17 protein-coding genes are annotated in these 16,969 nt (G+C 65.0%); 10 read left to right on the top strand and 7 right to left on the bottom strand.

The genetic code is table 11. From position 1 onward, the window contains the following. Window positions 1–53 precede the first annotated feature (53 nt). Complete coding sequence (hisC, locus tag LDO54_RS11680) at window positions 54–1,121, top strand: histidinol-phosphate transaminase (RefSeq protein ID WP_224010370.1); 1,068 nt, start codon at window positions 54–56, stop codon at window positions 1,119–1,121. 76 nt (window positions 1,122–1,197) lie between these two features. Here hisC and LDO54_RS11675 read toward each other — a convergent pair whose 3' ends face one another. The 3 genes from LDO54_RS11675 to rsmD form a co-directional block, all read right to left on the bottom strand. Continuing rightward, window positions 1,198–1,455: a YfhL family 4Fe-4S dicluster ferredoxin gene (locus LDO54_RS11675; protein ID WP_224010368.1), complete on the bottom strand. Its 258-nt coding sequence runs from the start codon at window positions 1,453–1,455 to the stop codon at window positions 1,198–1,200. A gap of 74 nt (window positions 1,456–1,529) precedes the next feature. Further along, a complete protein-coding gene (coaD, locus tag LDO54_RS11670; RefSeq protein WP_205996218.1) occupies window positions 1,530–2,033 on the bottom strand; it encodes a pantetheine-phosphate adenylyltransferase in 504 nt (167 codons plus the stop codon). 141 nt (window positions 2,034–2,174) lie between these two features. Then, entirely contained in the window at window positions 2,175–2,801 is a 627-nt protein-coding gene (gene rsmD, locus LDO54_RS11665) for a 16S rRNA (guanine(966)-N(2))-methyltransferase RsmD (RefSeq protein WP_224010366.1), read from the bottom strand. Window positions 2,802–3,097: 296 nt separating this feature from the next. On the opposite strand from rsmD, the gene ftsY reads away from it, so the two are divergent. Further along, window positions 3,098–4,267 (top strand): signal recognition particle-docking protein FtsY, encoded by a 1,170-nt coding sequence (ftsY, locus tag LDO54_RS11660; protein ID WP_224010364.1) that lies wholly within the window; start codon window positions 3,098–3,100, stop codon window positions 4,265–4,267. 108 nt (window positions 4,268–4,375) lie between these two features. Here the strand turns inward: ftsY and maiA are convergent, their stop codons facing one another. After that, a complete protein-coding gene (gene maiA / locus LDO54_RS11655) occupies window positions 4,376–5,023 on the bottom strand; it encodes a maleylacetoacetate isomerase (RefSeq protein ID WP_224010362.1) in 648 nt (215 codons plus the stop codon). Window positions 5,024–5,117: 94 nt separating this feature from the next. Next, a complete protein-coding gene (locus tag LDO54_RS11650; RefSeq protein ID WP_224010360.1) occupies window positions 5,118–5,816 on the bottom strand; it encodes a fumarylacetoacetate hydrolase family protein in 699 nt (232 codons plus the stop codon). A 342-nt stretch (window positions 5,817–6,158) separates the two neighbouring features. Between LDO54_RS11650 and ybiB the strand changes: the two genes are divergently transcribed. The 3 genes from ybiB (at window position 6,159) to leuA (ending at window position 9,329) form a co-directional block, all read left to right on the top strand. Further along, window positions 6,159–7,121, top strand: a complete 963-nt coding sequence (gene ybiB, locus LDO54_RS11645) for a DNA-binding protein YbiB (protein WP_224010359.1) — start codon at window positions 6,159–6,161, stop codon at window positions 7,119–7,121. A gap of 368 nt (window positions 7,122–7,489) precedes the next feature. Continuing rightward, entirely contained in the window at window positions 7,490–7,693 is a 204-nt protein-coding gene (locus LDO54_RS11640; protein WP_224010357.1) for a hypothetical protein, read from the top strand. Then, a complete protein-coding gene (leuA, locus tag LDO54_RS11635; RefSeq protein ID WP_224010355.1) occupies window positions 7,683–9,329 on the top strand; it encodes a 2-isopropylmalate synthase in 1,647 nt (548 codons plus the stop codon). The genes LDO54_RS11640 and leuA overlap by 11 nt, the downstream gene beginning before the upstream one ends. A gap of 161 nt (window positions 9,330–9,490) precedes the next feature. On the opposite strand, the gene LDO54_RS11630 is transcribed toward leuA, so the two are convergent. Beyond that, on the bottom strand, window positions 9,491–9,874 hold the full coding sequence (locus tag LDO54_RS11630; protein ID WP_224010353.1) for a nuclear transport factor 2 family protein: 384 nt from the start codon (window positions 9,872–9,874) through the stop codon (window positions 9,491–9,493). Between the two features lie 656 nt (window positions 9,875–10,530). Between LDO54_RS11630 and rpoH the strand changes: the two genes are divergently transcribed. The 5 genes from rpoH to cydX all read left to right on the top strand — a co-directional run bounded on the left by rpoH (window position 10,531) and on the right by cydX (window position 15,030). Next, window positions 10,531–11,460, top strand: a complete 930-nt coding sequence (rpoH, locus tag LDO54_RS11625; protein WP_405044981.1) for an RNA polymerase sigma factor RpoH — start codon at window positions 10,531–10,533, stop codon at window positions 11,458–11,460. Between the two features lie 380 nt (window positions 11,461–11,840). Further along, window positions 11,841–12,110: a cytochrome oxidase putative small subunit CydP gene (cydP, locus tag LDO54_RS11620; RefSeq protein ID WP_224010349.1), complete on the top strand. Its 270-nt coding sequence runs from the start codon at window positions 11,841–11,843 to the stop codon at window positions 12,108–12,110. Continuing rightward, window positions 12,100–13,689 carry a cytochrome ubiquinol oxidase subunit I gene (locus LDO54_RS11615; RefSeq protein WP_224010347.1) on the top strand — a complete coding sequence of 530 codons (1,590 nt, stop codon included), beginning with the start codon at window positions 12,100–12,102 and terminating at the stop codon, window positions 13,687–13,689. The genes cydP and LDO54_RS11615 overlap by 11 nt, the downstream gene beginning before the upstream one ends. 31 nt (window positions 13,690–13,720) lie before the next feature. After that, window positions 13,721–14,857 (top strand): cytochrome d ubiquinol oxidase subunit II, encoded by a 1,137-nt coding sequence (gene cydB, locus LDO54_RS11610; protein ID WP_224010345.1) that lies wholly within the window; start codon window positions 13,721–13,723, stop codon window positions 14,855–14,857. Window positions 14,858–14,913: 56 nt separating this feature from the next. Then, entirely contained in the window at window positions 14,914–15,030 is a 117-nt protein-coding gene (gene cydX / locus LDO54_RS11605) for a cytochrome bd-I oxidase subunit CydX (RefSeq protein WP_224010343.1), read from the top strand. A 126-nt stretch (window positions 15,031–15,156) separates the two neighbouring features. Here cydX and nagE read toward each other — a convergent pair whose 3' ends face one another. Continuing rightward, a complete protein-coding gene (nagE, locus tag LDO54_RS11600) occupies window positions 15,157–16,905 on the bottom strand; it encodes an N-acetylglucosamine-specific PTS transporter subunit IIBC (protein WP_224010341.1) in 1,749 nt (582 codons plus the stop codon). Window positions 16,906–16,969: the final 64 nt, after the last annotated feature.

The following is a 16,969-nucleotide window of genomic DNA, read 5'->3' as shown; positions in this document are numbered from 1 at the left end:
CACGGCCGCGCAGGTCATGCACAGGTCATATCGAATGAGTGAAGGAGAGCGTCTTGAGTCGTTTCTGGAGTGACATCGTCCACCGTCTCGTGCCCTACGTGCCCGGCGAGCAGCCGGCGCTCGCGCATCCGGTGAAGCTCAACACCAACGAGAACCCCTACCCGCCCTCGCCGCGCGTGCAGGAGGCGATCCGCGCCGAACTGGGCGAGCACGCCGAGTCGCTGCGCCGCTATCCCGATCCGGTCGCCAAGGGTCTGCGCGCCACCGTGGCAGCGCATCACGGCCTGCGCGCCGATCAGGTGTTCGTGGGCAACGGCTCCGACGAAGTGCTCGCACACGCGTTCCTCGCGCTGCTCAAGCACGACAAGCCGATTCTCTTTCCCGATATCAGCTACAGCTTTTATCCGACCTACGCGCGGCTCTACGAGATCGAAACCCGCACGGTGCCGCTCGACGAGCAATTCCAGATTCGCGTCGACGACTATCTGCAGCCGAACGGCGGCGTGATCTTCCCGAATCCGAATGCGCCGACCGGCCACGCCCTGCCGCTCGCCGAAATCGAGCGTCTGGTCGCAGGCAACCCGGAGACGGTCGTGATCGTCGACGAAGCCTATGTGGATTTCGGTGCGGAGTCGGCGATCGCGCTGATCGACCGCTATCCGAATCTGCTCGTCGTGCATACGACCTCGAAGTCGCGTTCGCTCGCGGGCATGCGCGTGGGCTTCGCGTTCGGGCACGCCGATCTGATCGACGCGCTCAACCGCGTGAAGGACAGCTTCAATTCGTATCCGCTCGACCGTCTGGCGCAGGCCGCGGCGACGGCCGCTTATGACGATGTCGCGTACTTCCGCTCGACCTGCGAGCGCGTGATCGCGAGCCGCACGCGCCTGAGCGCGGCGCTTGAGTCGTTGGGCTTCGAGGTGGTGCCGTCGGCGGCGAACTTCGTGTTCGCGAAGCATCCGGCGCACGACGCGGCCGGTATTGCGGCCAAACTGCGCGAAAAAGAGATCTTCGTGCGCCATTTCAAGCTGCCGCGCATCGACCAGCATCTGCGCATCTCGGTCGGCACCGACGCCGAATGCGACACGCTCATCGAGGCGCTGAAGGCGATCGTGGCCTGATGCCCGTCGCCCGAGCATAAAAAAACGCGCCCTCGGGCGCGTTTTTCATTTGCAGCGTGGATATCGCAGGCGAACTTCAGGCGTTCTTCGCCGCCGTCAGCGTCTCGTACTTCTGCATCAATTGATCCTGCGTTTCGAGGTGCTCGGGATTCTTCGGGATGCACTCCACCGGACACACCTGGATGCACTGCGGCTCGTCGAAATGGCCGACGCACTCCGTGCACTTGTTCGGGTCGATCACGTAGATTTCCGGGCCCATCGAAATGGCGTCGTTCGGGCACTCGGGCTCGCAGACGTCGCAATTGATGCACTCGTCGGTAATCATCAGGGCCATACTTCTCTCGCGTTTCCCTTCAAAAACAAGACATTATAGCGCCGCGGCCCCGCGCCTGCCGACCCTCGCGAGCCTCAGGCCTTCGCGGGTGCGCCGCCCAGCGACGCCACCTTGTCCTGCAGGCGTTTTTCCACCGACGGGAACACGAACTTGCTGACATCGCCGCCCAACTGGGCGATTTCGCGCACGATCGTGCCCGAAATGAACTGGTACTGATCCGAGGGCGTCATGAACATCGTCTCGACGTCGGGCAGCAGGTAGCGGTTCATGCCCGCCATCTGAAACTCGTACTCGAAGTCGGAGACCGCGCGCAGGCCGCGCACGATCACGCGCGCGTTGTTGCTGCGCACGAAATCCTTGAGCAGCCCCTTGAAGCTCATGACCTGGACGTTGGGATAGTGGCCGAGCACCTCGTGCGCAATCTCGAGCCGCTCGTCGAGCGTGAAGAACGGCTTCTTGTTGCGGCTGTCGGCAACACCGACCACCAGCGTGTCGAAAATGCTCGACGCGCGACGCACGAGATCTTCGTGACCACGCGTCAGCGGATCGAACGTACCGGGGTACACGGCGACTACCATGAGGCTTCTCCTCTCAACAGAAATGGGGCGCAAACTGTCGTTAACAATGCGGTCACAACTACGGCCTGAACAGCGTGCGCGCGGGCTTGCGCGGCGCAACAGCCGCCCGCCCGTTTTTTATCGAATCTTATCGAACGCGCATTATTCCTCATTTTCGCGTTGCAGCAAATGATAGCGGACCGCGCCCGCCTTGCCCTCGCGTGCGACGCTCCAGCCCGCCAGCGCGGGCTGCGCGGCCGGATCGACGGCCTCGCCCGACTCGACGTAGAGCCAGCCGTCGGGCGCGACGAGCGGCGCGGCGAGTTCGAGCGAGCGCGCGAGCAGCGCGGCGTCGCCGAACGGCGGATCGAGGAACACCACGTCGAACGAGCCCGGCGGCAGATTCGCGGCGAGGCGCAGCGCGTCGGCTTCGGCGATTTCGATCATGCGGGCGCCGAGGCGCGCCTGGTTCGCACGCAGCTGCGCGGCGGCGCGCGCGCTGCGCTCCACCATCACGACGCGCGCCGCGCCGCGCGACGCGGCTTCGAAGCCGAGCGCGCCACTGCCCGCGAACAGGTCGAGGCAGCGCTGGCCGTCCAGACGCTGGCCGAGCCAGTTGAACAGCGTTTCGCGCACGCGGTCGGGCGTGGGGCGCAGGCCGTCGAGATCGAGCACGGGCAGCGGCGTGCGCTTCCAGTCGCCGCCGATGATGCGGATCGTGTGCGTGCCGCCGCGCGCGGGCGGCGCGGAACGTGCGCCTTGTGGGCGCGGAGAGGATGAACGGGCCATGCGTGTGTGCTGAGTGAATCGGTGTTGAATCGTCGCAGCCGGATCGCCGATGCGCAATCGGGCGCGAAGCGAAGCGGCGTTGGGCATGCGGGCCGGGCCAAAGCGCGCGGCGCGATGCCTGTCCGGCCAATCCGCGAACGTTACCACAGCGCTGCGCGCGCGCCGGACGGCTGCCGCAAGGACGCGCACCAGGCCGCCTGATAAAATGTCGTGTTTTCCACGCGTTGCATGCTGAAACGACGTCGATGACCGTCCCTCGGTCAGACCGGCAGCGCGATCCCACCACGCCACAGATCATGTTCAGTTTCTTCAAACGACTCCGCGGCGACAAGAACGCGGAGAACGAGCAGGCCGAAGCCGCGCCGGCTCCCGAAGCCGATGCCGCGCACGACGATGCGCAGGACGCCGTGCAAAACGCCGGGCGGGAGAACACGCCCGCCGCGCCTGCGCCTGTCACGCCCGCGCCTGCTCCCGTCAAGCCTGTCACGCCCGTCGCGGCCGAACCGGCCGCCGACACCTACGAAGCCGTCGAAATCGTCCCGCCGCCCGCGCCCGACGCCATCGCGAAGAAGTCGTGGCTGACGCGCCTGAAGTCGGGGCTCTCGAAAACGGGTTCGAACATCCAGAGCATCTTCGTCAACGCGAAGATCGACGACGATCTCTACGAGGAACTCGAAACCGCGCTCCTGATGTCGGACGCGGGCGTCGACGCCACCGAATATCTGCTCGAAACGCTGCGCCAGAAGGTGCGCGCCGAGCGTCTGACCGAGGCGCAACAGGTGAAGACCGCGCTGCGCCAGTTGCTGATCGACCTGCTCAAGCCGCTCGAACAGTCGCTGATGCTGGGCCGCGCGCAGCCGCTCGTCATGATGATCGCGGGCGTGAACGGCGCGGGCAAGACGACGAGCATCGGCAAGCTCGCCAAGCATCTGCAGAGCTTCGACCAGAGCGTGCTGCTGGCCGCCGGCGACACGTTCCGCGCCGCCGCGCGCGAGCAGCTGACGATCTGGGGCGAGCGCAACAACGTGACGGTCGTGCAGCAGGAAAGCGGCGACCCGGCCGCGGTGATTTTCGACGCCGTGAACGCGGCACGCGCGCGTGGCATCAACGTGGTGATGGCCGATACGGCCGGCCGCCTGCCCACGCAGCTGCACCTGATGGACGAGTTGAAGAAGGTCAAGCGCGTGATCGGCAAGGCTTTCGACGGCGCGCCGCACGAAGTGCTGCTCGTGATCGACGCGAACACGGGCCAGAACGCGCTCACGCAGGTGAAGGCCTTCGACGACGCGCTCGGCCTGACCGGCCTGATTGTCACCAAGCTCGACGGCACCGCGAAGGGCGGCATTCTCGCCGCGATCGCGCGTCAGCGTCCGATTCCGGTGTACTTCATCGGCGTGGGCGAAAAGGTCGAGGATCTTCAGCCGTTCGTGGCCGAGGAATTCGCGGACGCGCTGCTGGGCAACTGATCCGCGCGGCGCGCTTCGACATCGCGCAAAAGAAAAGGGCATCACTCTCGCGAGCGATGCCCTTTTTCACGTCATGTTGCGCTCAACTCCGCGCCATTTGCCGCGATCTCACTCCGAATCGGGCTGCGCGCCCGGCGCCGCGCGCGCGAACGCGTCGAGTTGCACGGCGTAGTCATGAATGCGCTGGATGGTCGGATAACGCGTCGTGTCGACCTTGAAGCGATGCGCGTTGTAGATCTGCGGCACGAGGAACAGGTCGGCGAAGGTCGGCGTATCGCCAAAACAGAGCTTGCCCGTGCGCGGATCGGCCGCCAGCCGCGCTTCGAGCGTCTCGAAACCCGCTTCGACCCAGTGGCGATACCACGCGTCTTTCGCCGCGTCGTCCACGCCCAGCGTGTGCTTGAGGTACTTGAGCACGCGCAGGTTGTTCAGCGGATGGATCTCGCAGGCGATCTGCAGCGCGAGCGAACGCACGTGCGCGCGGTCAGCGGGCGACTGCGGCAGCAGCGGCGGCTCGGGATGCGTCTCTTCGAGATACTCGATGATCGCGAGCGATTGCTGGATCGCGTGCTGCTCGTCGTCGACGAAGGTCGGCACGATGGCGTCCGGATTCACCTTGCGGTACTCGGGCTTCAACTGCTCGCCGCCGTCGCGCACCAGATGCACCGGCACGTACTCATACGACAGATTCTTGAGATTCAGCGCAATACGCACGCGATACGACGCCGAACTGCGGAAATAGCTGTAAAGCTTCATGCTCTCCTCTCATGCTCCTTGTTGTGGTCGCGCGGTGTCGAGCCGCCGCAGCGCGCCGGGTGCCCGGAGCGCTGCGTCAAACCTGGCGGATCGATCAGACCACGCGCACGGCGATCTCGCCGAGGCCGTCCACACCGCCCTTCATCAGATCGCCCTTCACCACCGCGCCGACGCCTTCCGGCGTGCCCGTGAAGATCAGGTCGCCCGCTTTGAGTTCGAACAGCGTCGAAAGATACGCGATCGTATCGGCAATCGGCCAGATCATCTGCGAAATATCCGAGCGCTGTTTTTCCTCGCCGTTCACCGACAGCCAGATCGCGCCCTTGCCCAGCTGGCCGACCTGCGCCACCGGATGAATCGGGCCGATCGGCGCCGAGTGGTCGAAGCCCTTGGCCGTGTCCCACGGACGACCGAGCTTCTTCGCTTCGGCTTGCAGATCGCGGCGCGTCATGTCGAGACCGAGCGCGTAGCCATAGACGTGGTCGAGCGCGCTTTCCACAGGAATGTTCTTGCCCGCCTTGCCGATGGCCGCCACGAGTTCCATCTCGAAGTGAACGTTGTTCGACTGGGCCGGATACGGGAAATCGGCGGCCGCGCCGGGCGGCACGAAGAGGACGGCATCGGCGGGCTTCGCGAAGAAGAACGGCGGTTCGCGGTTCGGATCGTGGCCCATCTCGCGCGCGTGCGCTTCGTAGTTGCGGCCCACGCAGTAGATGCGGCGCACCGGGAAATGCGCGCTGCTGCCCGCGACCGGCACATAGGCTTGCGGCGCCGGTTCAAATACGTAACTCATCTGTTTCTCCGTCTTCGTTCTTCGTGATGGTCGTTCAACGCCGCGCGACACCGCGATCCGCTCGCGCCTCGCCTGCGTAAAACGCGAGTGTAACGCGCTGCGGCGCGCGACGCGGCCAGCCGCTACGGCGCGTGTTCGCAGCGATATTTCAGGGCGTTTCGAAGCTTTCGATGCTTGCGGCCCGGCCGCCGACCGAACGGCTGCGGCCCTTTCATGCCGGGCGGCGTCGGACCACGCCGCCCGGCTCGTGCGATACTTCCTTCATCCCCGACGACATCAGCCGAACGGCACGCGCAGCCCACGCCGCGCGGCGCGACATCGGCACTCTCGACAGCACGCCCCATGAACGCCCCCGATTCCACCGAGACCTTTTCCTGCGCCCGCTTCATCAAGGAGATCGGCCGCGGGCCGCACGGCGCACGCTCGCTATCGTCCGAAGACACGCACGCGCTCTACGCCGCGATGCTCGACGGCCGCGTGCCCGAACTCGAACTCGGCGCGGTGTTGCTCGCCTACCGTCTCAAGGGCGAAACGGCCGACGAACTGGCCGCGATGCTCTCGGCCGCGCACGCGTCGTTCGCGCCCATCGCCGTGCCCGCGGGCGACTACCGCGCGGTCTCGATTCCGAGCTACAACGGCGCGCGCAAACAGCCGAATCTCGTGCCGCTGCTCGCGCTGCTGCTCGCGCGCGACGGCGTGCCGGTGCTCGTGCACGGCGTCCAGACCGATCCGGGCCGTGTCACCAGCGCCGAAATCTTCGCCGCGCTGAATCTGCCCAACGCACGCGATCACGCCGACATCGAGGCGCAACTCGCCGACAAACGTGTCGCATTCGCGTCGATCGAAACGCTTGCGCCACAACTCGCCCGACTGCTCTCGCTGCGTCGTCGCATGGGCGTGCGCAACTCCACGCACACGCTCGTCAAGCTGCTGCAGCCGTTCGCGCAACCAGGCTTGCGGCTCGTGAACTACACGCACCCGCCGTATCGCGAGAGCCTGAGCGCGCTGTTCGCCGCGCATCCCGAAGCGGCCGTGGGCGGTGCGCTGCTCGCGCGCGGCACCGAAGGCGAAGCAGTCGCCGACACGCGCCGCCAGGTGCAAGTGGACTGGCTGCACGACGGCCTCTGCGAAACGCTGATCGAGCCCGAACGCTCGTCGCCGGATGCGCCGGAAGTGGATCTGCCCGAAGGCCGCGACGCGCCGACGACCGCCGCGTGGATCGCCGACGTGCTGCGCGGCGACGCGCCGGTGCCCGACGCCATCGCACGCCAGGTGGAGACGATCAAGCGCATCGCAAAGCGTTGAAAAATGCCGCCGAAGCGCGGCGGCGCGGGCGTTCCCGACGATCCGCGCATCGCCATCTGAGCGCTTCGTCGCGCATCTTCGCGCAACTTTTCTCGCCGCATCTGCACATTCCCTGTTGACAGGCGCATTCGTCCTGACTTAAATTGGACGAATGCGTTCCTACCCGAACTCCCTCCGAATTACCCTCGGCCGCCTAGCGGCCCTATCGCTACGTCTAGCGTAAGCCAGGCGTAGCGCTGCGCGACCGCTCCCCAGAGCCGGTCGGCAGTCCTCCCAGCAGTTCTCGCAGTACCCCCAAACTCGCAGTATCTCTACAACTTGTCGTCTGCATTCGTCCGTCTACCGACGGGACGAGTCGCGAGGTCAAAATGCACGTTGCATGGGCATCGTTCACGTTCGCTTTCGCCGCGCCGGTTACCGCCGTCAGTGTGGCCGTCTTCTTTGCGTCCGCGGTTGCCGCCCGGATGCCGGAAGTCTCTCGCATCGTGCCTCGTCGCCAGCCCGCCAGCCGCCCGCTGCCGACCGCCATCGCATACGACACCATGAAGAACGAGGCCCATCATGTTGCGTAATCCCGCCGAAAAATACCGCCCTTTCCCCGCCATCCGTTTGAACGGCCGCAAGTGGCCGACGCGCACGATCGAACGCGCGCCGATCTGGATGAGCACCGACCTGCGCGACGGCAACCAGTCGCTCATCGAGCCGATGAGCATCGAGCAGAAGACCGAATTCTTCGAGATGCTCGTGCAGATCGGTTTCAAGGAAATCGAAGTCGGCTTTCCGTCCGCTTCGCAGACCGACTTCGATTTCGTGCGCAAGCTCATCGACGAAAAACGCATTCCCGACGACGTGACGATCGAAGTGCTCGTGCAGTCGCGTGAAGACCTGATCGCCCGCACGTTCGAGGCGCTCGAAGGCGCATCGCGCGCGATCGTGCATCTTTACAACGCGATCTGCCCGTCTTTCCGCAAGATCGTGTTCGGCCAGTCGAAGGAAGAAGTGAAGGCGCTCGCAGTGAACGGCACGCGCATGATCCGCGAGCACGCCGACGCCCACCCGCAGACGCACTGGACCTACCAGTACTCGCCGGAAACCTTCAGCATGGCCGAGCTCACGTTCGCCCGCGAAGTGTGCGACGCGGTCGCGCAGACGTGGCGCCCGACGCGCGATCACAAGATGATCGTGAATCTCCCGGCGACCGTCGAAGCCGCGATGCCCAACGTCTACGCCGACCAGATCGAGTGGATGGACCGCAACCTCGCGTATCGCGACAGCATCGTGCTCTCGGTGCACCCGCATAACGATCGCGGCACCGCCGTCGCCGCCGCCGAAATGGCCGTGCTCGCCGGCGCCGACCGCGTCGAAGGCTGTCTCTTCGGCAACGGCGAACGCACCGGCAACGTCGATCTCGTCACGCTCGCGATGAATCTCTACACCCAGGGCATCGATCCGGGCCTCGACTTCTCGGACATCGACGCCGTGCGCCGCGTGGTCGAGCGCTGCAACCAGTTGCCCGTGCATCCGCGCCATCCGTACGCGGGCGACCTCGTGTTCACCGCGTTCTCGGGCTCGCATCAGGACGCGATCCGCAAGGGCTTCGCGCAGCAGCAGCCCGACGCCATCTGGGAAGTGCCCTATTTGCCGATCGATCCCGCCGATCTCGGCCGCAGCTACGACGCGGTGATCCGCGTGAACAGCCAGTCGGGCAAGGGCGGCGCGACGTATCTGCTCGAACGCGGCATGGGCTTCACGCCGCCGCGCCGCGTGCAGATCGAATTCAGCCACGCCGTGCAGCAGGTCACGGACGCATCGGGTGCGGAAATGACCGGCGAAGCCATCTGCTCGTTGTTCGCACGCGAGTACTTCGAGACGACGGGTCCGGCGACGCAGGCCGGCGCGGGCCGCGCGCGCTTCGAAGGCCGCGACGTGGCGATTGCCGCGTCGGCACAGATCGACGAAGCCCATGCGCAAGCTGTCGCGGCAGCGTTCGCCGAAGTTGCCGATGAAAGCGTGGAGATCACGTCGTTTGAAACCGCGCGCACCGCGCAAGGCGAAACGGCGGTGTTCGTCGGCGCCCGTGTGGGCGGTCAACCCTTGCGCCACGGCGTCGGCGTGGCCGGCGACGCGGCCCAGGCCGTGACCGCGGCCGTGATCAGCGCGATCAACCGCGCGGCATGGCAGACCGTCGACGAACTCGTAGCGGCCTGATCGCGCCACGAACGCGACAAGAAGCGATCAAAAGTTGGAAAGTTAGCAGCAAAAAGCAGCAAACCTGGAGGCGGCGCCGTTGAGCGCCGGCGGCAAAACGGGCCGCTGGCGTGCGCCCGAAACGCCCTAGACGGCGGATCGGCGAGTGGACTTACCGGATCTCACTCGATCGCGCAACGCGTCGCCTGCCACGCGAGCAGACGCCAGTGGCCATCCTCCTGCGTCTGGATCGCCGTGTAGGCAATCGGAAACAACAGCGCGCCGTTGTTCGCTTCCATCTCGATCAGCACGCGCCCCGACACCACGCAGGTCTCGTTGCCCACGGGCAGCACGTCCTGCGACTGGATCTCGATCTGACGGTAGCGCCGGCGCCCCGCCGTGATCGCGTCGATGAACTGCTGCTTGGTCTCGCGTTTGCCGTTCGTGTGAACGAAGAAGACGTTCTCGGACAGCAGTTGATCCAGCGACGTGCCGTCGCCATCCACCATCGCGCGAAACCGCTCGCGCTCCAGTCCGCGAATCGCTTCGATTACTTTTGCCACCATTGCCCGAGCCCCTTGCGCACGACCCCGCGCCGCTCGCGCCGGTTCGCACAGAAGATGTACGCATGCATTTCGCTGAAATTTATACCAGGTTTGGGCGCATGGATACTTGCGATCAAAAGGATCGCCCCGATATGGCTGTCAGAAAGGCCGTTCGCGCTACGCGATCCCGCCTGACGTCTGCACGCACAGTTATGTGACGCGCCGCACGCTCAAGCACGGCGAGTCCTGCGCCGCGATGTCGCATCGCAGCACTTTCGGCGTATTCTGATGTCTATTAGATGTGTTCCGTGAGCAGAATTCGGGCGCGACCGCCAGCGCGGCGCTGTCCCTGCGAGACCCGGTTTTCCAGTCCTGTCAGCGCTTATCCAGTCCCTATTTCCTTGCCGCGACCGCTGCGCGCGGCGCCATCGTTCTAGAGTTTTCCTTCGGTTTGCGGGTGTGCGCAAGCCGCATCGGGCTGGAAAGCCCGTCCTGTCTGCCTCCCGGCTTTTTGTCGAAATCTATCGAAACAACTATTTCAATAGAGAACACGGAACCATGAAGCCCCTACCGACTCCAAGTATTAGCACTCGCTGATTCAGAGTGCTAACATCCAACGTGGAGTCGCAGTCTGACTTTTGCAAGATTCCTGAGGAGTTCGCTACGTGAGCAACGCAATGGCAATGACCCTTTCGGGTACGCTGAACACCAAGCCGGCCAAGGCCGCGGGTTCAGGTGCCCTGGCGCTCGCGAACGCTTCCCTGCTGCCCGGCCAACTGGGCAACATCGACGCCTACATCCAGGCCGTGAACCGGGTCCCGATGTTGACGCCGCAAGAGGAGCGCCAATTCGCGACTGAATTTCGCGAGCAAAACAATCTGGAGTCCGCGCGCCGCATGGTGCTGTCGCACCTGCGCCTCGTGGTCTCCATCGCCCGTAATTACCTCGGCTATGGTCTGCCGCATGCCGACCTGATCCAGGAAGGCAACATCGGTCTGATGAAGGCCGTGAAGCGCTTTGACCCCGAGCAAAACGTACGTCTCGTGTCGTACGCCATGCACTGGATCAAGGCCGAAATCCACGAATACATCCTGCGCAACTGGCGCATGGTGAAGGTCGCCACCACCAAGGCGCAGCGCAAGCTGTTCTTCAACCTGCGCAGCCACAAGCAGGGCCTGCAGTCGTTCACGCCGGAGGAAATCGACGGCCTGGCGCAGGAACTGAATGTGAAGCGCGAGGAAGTCGTGGAGATGGAAACGCGTTTGTCGGGTGCCGACATCGCGCTGGAAAGCCAGACCGACGACGGCGAGGAATCGTTCGCGCCGATCGCCTGGCTCGCCGACTCGCATAGCGAGCCGACCGCCGTGATGGCCGCGCGCGACCGCGACCGTCTGCAGTCGGACGGCATCGCCAGCGCGCTGGAAGCGCTCGACCCGCGCAGCCGCCGCATCATCGAGGCGCGCTGGCTGAATGTCGCCGACGACGGTTCGGGCGGTTCGACGCTGCACGAACTGGCCGACGAATTCGGCGTCTCGGCCGAGCGTATCCGCCAGATCGAGGCAAGCGCAATGAAGAAGATGCGCACGGCACTGGCCGCCTACGCCTAACGCGCCAACCTTGCCAAGCGCCGCCCGCCTCGCGGGCGTGACGCCGACAGCCCCGCTCCGAAAGGAACGGGGCTTTTTCTTTTCCGGCGACAGAAATAAGTACACGTTCACGCCGCCCCTCAGCGTTCCTTCGTAAGATGCTTTCGCATGCCATGCAGTCCTAATCTGATACATGGTTGCAAACATCAGAATGCGACCCCAAAAAATTGATTTCTAGCAAAACGGATCGCATTACTGATCGGTGAGGCAGGCGCTCGCGGCTTCTTGTCACGGTGTCCTGATGACACCACTCCTAGAATCCTTGTACACAACACGTACACCAATCCGGGCGGCGGCACGGCCTGGCCAGAGAACAAGTTTTAGGGGCAACAGTCATCGTCATGATCTCGACATCCGGCCACGCTGCCCGCACACGCCCCCTCCTGCGCACACGCATCCTCCAGTGGGCGCGCGGCCCGACCTTCGCGCGCGACATCGTTCTCGTTCTCGCCTTCAAGCTCGTGCTGCTGATGGCGCTGAAGTACGCCTTCTTCAGTCATCCGCAGGCCGAAAACATGAACATGCCGCCAGCCGAAGTTGCCCAGGCCATTCTCTCCGTGCCGGCGCCGGCCGGGACGAACCCTCAACAAGGGGAGCACCATGCCCATTAGCGAAACCGTCGATCTCTCGCGCCTCCAGTTCGCGGTCACCGCGCTCTATCACTTTCTGTTCGTGCCGCTCACGCTCGGGCTCTCGTGGCTGCTCGTCATCATGGAGTCGGTCTACGTGATGACCGGCAAGCCCATCTACAAGGACATGACGCAGTTCTGGGGCAAGCTGTTCGCGATCAACTTCGTGATGGGCGTCACCACCGGCCTCACGATGGAATTCCAGTTCGGCACCAACTGGTCGTACTACTCGCACTACGTCGGCGACATCTTCGGCGTACCGCTCGCCGTCGAAGGGCTCGCGGCCTTCTTCCTCGAATCCACCTTCGTCGGCCTGTTCTTCTTCGGCTGGAACCGCATGTCGAAGGGCGGCCACCTGCTCACCACCTTCTTCGTCGCGCTCGGTTCGAATCTGTCGGCGCTATGGATTCTGGTCGCCAACGGCTGGATGCAGAATCCCGTCGGCGCCGAATTCAACTACGAAACCATGCGCATGGAGCTGTCGAGCCTGTTCCAGGTGATCTTCAATCCGGTCGCGCAGGTGAAGTTCGTGCACACCGTATCGGCCGGTTATGTGACGGCGTCGATGTTCGTGCTCGGCATTTCGTCGTGGTATCTGCTGCGCCGCCGCGACGTGGATTTCGCACTGCGCTCGTTCGCGATCGCCGCCGGTTTCGGCCTCGCCTCCACGCTCTGCGTGATCGTGCTCGGCGACGAGTCGGGCTACCGCACCGGCGAAGTCCAGCAGGTGAAGCTCGCGGCCATCGAAGCCGAATGGGACACCGCGCCGGCGCCCGCGCCGTTCACCCTCTTCGGCATTCCTAACCAGAAGGAGGAGCGCACCGATTACGCGATCCAGATTCCGTACCTGATGGGCATCATCGCCACGCGCTCGATCGACGAGCCCGTGATCGGCCTGAAGGATCTGATGGGCCGCGCCGAAGTGCGCATCCAGAACGGCATGCTCGCCTATGCCGCGCTGCAAAAACTCAAGCAGGGCAATGCCGATAACGCCACGCGCGACGTGTTCGAAGCGCACAAGGCCGACCTCGGCTACGGCCTGCTCGTGAAGCAGTTCGCGCCCAATGTCGTCGATGCCACGCCCGCCGAGATCAAGGCCGCCGCGAAGCATTCGATTCCTCCCGTCGCGCCGGTGTTCTGGTCGTTCCGCGTGATGGTCGGGCTCGGCATGCTGTTCCTCGCGACCTTCGTGCTGGCGTTCTGGTTCTGCGCGCAGCGCTCGCTGCTCAAGGACAACCGCCGCTGGTTCCTGCGCTGGGCCGTCTGGGCGATTCCGCTGCCGTGGCTCGCCGCCGAATTCGGCTGGATCGTCGCCGAAGTCGGCCGCCAGCCGTGGACCATCGCCGAAGTGCTGCCGACGCACCTCTCCGCGTCGAGCCTCGCGCCCGGCGACGTGTGGCTGAGCCTCGCGGGCTTCGTGGTGTTCTACACGGCGCTGTTCATCATCGAGATCACGCTGATGTTCAAGTACGCGCGCCTCGGGCCGTCCTCGCTGCAAACCGGACGTTACTTCCACGAGCAAGGCGCGGCGGCCGTGACGAACGGCAACCGCGTCGCGTGACGGCTCCCCGAACCCCATCAGGACACACACCATGGACTACGCAACCCTCAAAGTAATCTGGTGGGTGCTGATCGGCGTGCTGCTGATCGGCTTCTCGCTCACCGACGGATTCGACATGGGCGCAGCCGTCCTGCTGCCCTTCATCGGCAAGACCGACGCCGAACGCCGCATCGTCATCAACACGGTCGGCGCGACGTGGGAAGGCAATCAGGTCTGGCTCATCACCGCGGGCGGCGCGATGTTCGCCGCCTGGCCGCTCGTCTACGCGGCGTCGTTCTCGGGCTTCTACTTCGCGATGCTGCTCGTGCTGTTCGCGCTGTTTTTCCGGCCCGTGGGCTTCGACTATCGCGGCAAGCGCGACAACCCGAAGTGGCGCAACGCGTGGGACTGGGCGCTCTTTATCGGCGGCTTCGTGCCCGCGCTGGTGTTCGGCGTGGCGTTCGGCAACCTGCTGCAAGGCGTGCCGTTCCAGTACGACACCGATCTGCGCGTGACCTACTACGGCAGCTTCTGGGCGCTGCTCAATCCGTTCGCGCTGATCTGCGGGCTCGTGAGCCTGACCATGCTCAGCGCGCACGGCGCCGCGTTCGTGAAGATGAAAAGCGACGGCGTGGTGGCCCAGCGCGCGTCGAAAGCGCTGCGCCTGATGGCCGGGCTCGCGGTCGTGCTGTTCGTGGTGGCGGGCGCGCTGGTGGCGACGCTGATCGGCGGCTATGCGATCACCGATGCCGCGCCCTACGACGCCGTCGCCAACCCGCTGCTCAAGAGCGTGGAGCCGGGCGCGGGCCTGTGGATCGCGAACTACATCACGTATCCGTGGATGGCGGCCGCGCCGATCGTCGGCATTCTGGGCGGCGTGATCGCATTCGCGCTGGCCGGATCGCGGCTGGAGAAGACGGCGTTTATCGGCACCTCGCTCTTGATCATCGGCGTGATCCTGACGGCGGGCTTCTCGATGTTTCCGTTCATCATGCCGTCGTCGCTCGATCCGCGTTCGAGCCTCACGGTCTGGGACGCCACCTCCAGCAAGATGACGCTTGAGATCATGCTCGTGGCCGTCATCATCTTTCTGCCGATCGTGCTCGCGTACACCACCTGGGCGTACCGCATCATGCGCGGTAAGGTGACCGTGGACGCGCTCGAGGACAAGCGCAACACGATGTACTGATCACCGCACCGTACGCAACACGCGCACCATACGCAACACACGCAGGAGTGGACATCATGTGGTACTTCACCTGGATTCTGGGCATCGGCGTGGCGCTCGCCTTCGGCATCATCAACGTGATGTGGCTCGACGAGCATCGCAAGATGGAGATTTCCGGCGACAACGCGCGCTAACGCATCGCGCCGCGCCATGAAAAAAACCGGCAGGCTGGCAACCTGCCGGTTTTTTATTGGGCCGATGATTTCGGCCGACAGCGCGTGATCTTGCGGATCAGCGCTTCATCGGCCTCACGCGCACGCTCAAGCCGGCTGCAACGCCAGTTCGCGCGCGTAGCGCGGCGCGGCGTCGCCGACCACGATGTGCAGCGTATCCGCCGACACCCACGCCACGTCGAGCGCGTCGAGCTTCGTGCGGTCGACCGCCGCCGGATCGCGCACGATCACGCGCAGACGCGTGGCCGCGACCGCATCGAGCGAGACGATGTTCGCCGCGCCGCCGAGCACGCTGAGCCAGCGCGACGGGTTCGGATCGAGCGGTCCGGCTTCGTGCGCGGCCGTCGCAGCCTGCGCGGTCTGCGCAACGGCCGGAGCGACCGGCGCGGTGTTCGCCACTTGAGCCACATTGACAGAAGCGCCGCCGCGCGCAATCTCACCACGAATCTCATCGGCGATGATGTCCGCTTCCGGCCCGATGATGACCTGCACGCTTTCACCGCCGCGCTTGAGCACGCCGCGCGCGCCGATCGCCTTGAGCGCGGGTTCCGAAACGCGTGCCGGATCGGCCACGTTCAGACGCAGACGCGTCGTGCACGCATCGACCACCTTGAGGTTGGCCGCGCCGCCGAGCGCATCGATATAGCGCGCCGCACGCGAGGCCGAGGCCGCGCCCGGCACCGCCACGCCCGACATCGACGCGGCGATTTCCGTGTCGCCCGCCGAGGCTTCGCGGCCCGGCGTCGGCAGATTGAAGCGGCGGATGAAGAAGCGGAACAGCACGTAATACACGACGGCATACGCCGCGCCAAGCGGAATCGCTTCCCAGCCGTGCGTCGAGAGGCCGTAGTTCAGCACGTAGTCGATCGCGCCCGCCGAGAACGTGAAGCCGAGCTTGATGCCCAGCAGCGAGCAGATCGCCAGCGACAGGCCCGTGAGCACCGCGTGGATCGCGTAGAGCACCGGCGCGAGGAACATGAAGGTGAACTCGATCGGCTCCGTCACGCCCGTGAGGAACGACGTGAGCGCCATCGAGAGCAGCAGGCCCCCGACCATCGCGCGCTTTTCCTTCGGCGCTTCGTGCAGCATGGCGAGACACGCGGCCGGCAGACCGAACATCATCACCGGGAAGAAGCCGGCCATGAAGCCGCCCGCCGTGGGGTCGCCCGCGAAGAAGCGGTGCAGGTCGCCCGTGACCGGCGCGCCGCCCGCCGGCGTGAAGGTGCCGAACACGAACCACACGAGCGAGTTGAGGATGTGGTGCAGCCCCGTGACCAGCAGCAGCCGGTTGAGCAGACCGTACACGAAGGTGCCGATCGCGCCCGCCGTGGTGAGCCAGTGGCCCGCCGTGTCGATCACGCTCTGCACCGGTCCCCACGCATAGCCGAAGATCAGCCCGAGCACGAGACAGACGAGCCCGGTGATGATCGGCACGAAGCGCTTGCCGCCGAAGAACGCGAGGAACTCGGGCAGCTTGATGTCCTTGAAGCGGTTGTACAGCATGCCCGCGACGACACCGGCCACCACGCCCGACAGCACGCCCATGTTGAGCTTGTCGTTGATGTCCTTCATCACGGCGGTCTCGACCAGATAGCCGAGCGCGCCCGCGAGCGCCGCCACGCCGTTGTTGTCCTTCGCGAAGCCGACCGCGATGCCGATCGCGAACAGCAGCGGCAGATTGTCGAAGATCGCGCCGCCCGCGTCGGCGATGATCTTGATATTGAGCATGTCGCTCTGGCCGAAGCGCAGCAGAATGCCCGCCACGGGCAGCACTGCGATCGGGAGCATCAGCGCGCGGCCGAGGCTCTGGATCTTGAGAAACGGATTGCCATCCATCGAACTGCCTCCAGTCCCTGTCTCTTGAAGTCTTGCGGCGAGACGTATTGGGTGAGAAAAGCCG

The organism is Paraburkholderia tropica, from assembly GCF_914484835.1.
Classification (GTDB): Bacteria; Pseudomonadota; Gammaproteobacteria; order Burkholderiales; family Burkholderiaceae; genus Paraburkholderia; species Paraburkholderia tropica_A.
This window is presented reverse-complemented; position numbering and strand designations above follow the sequence as displayed.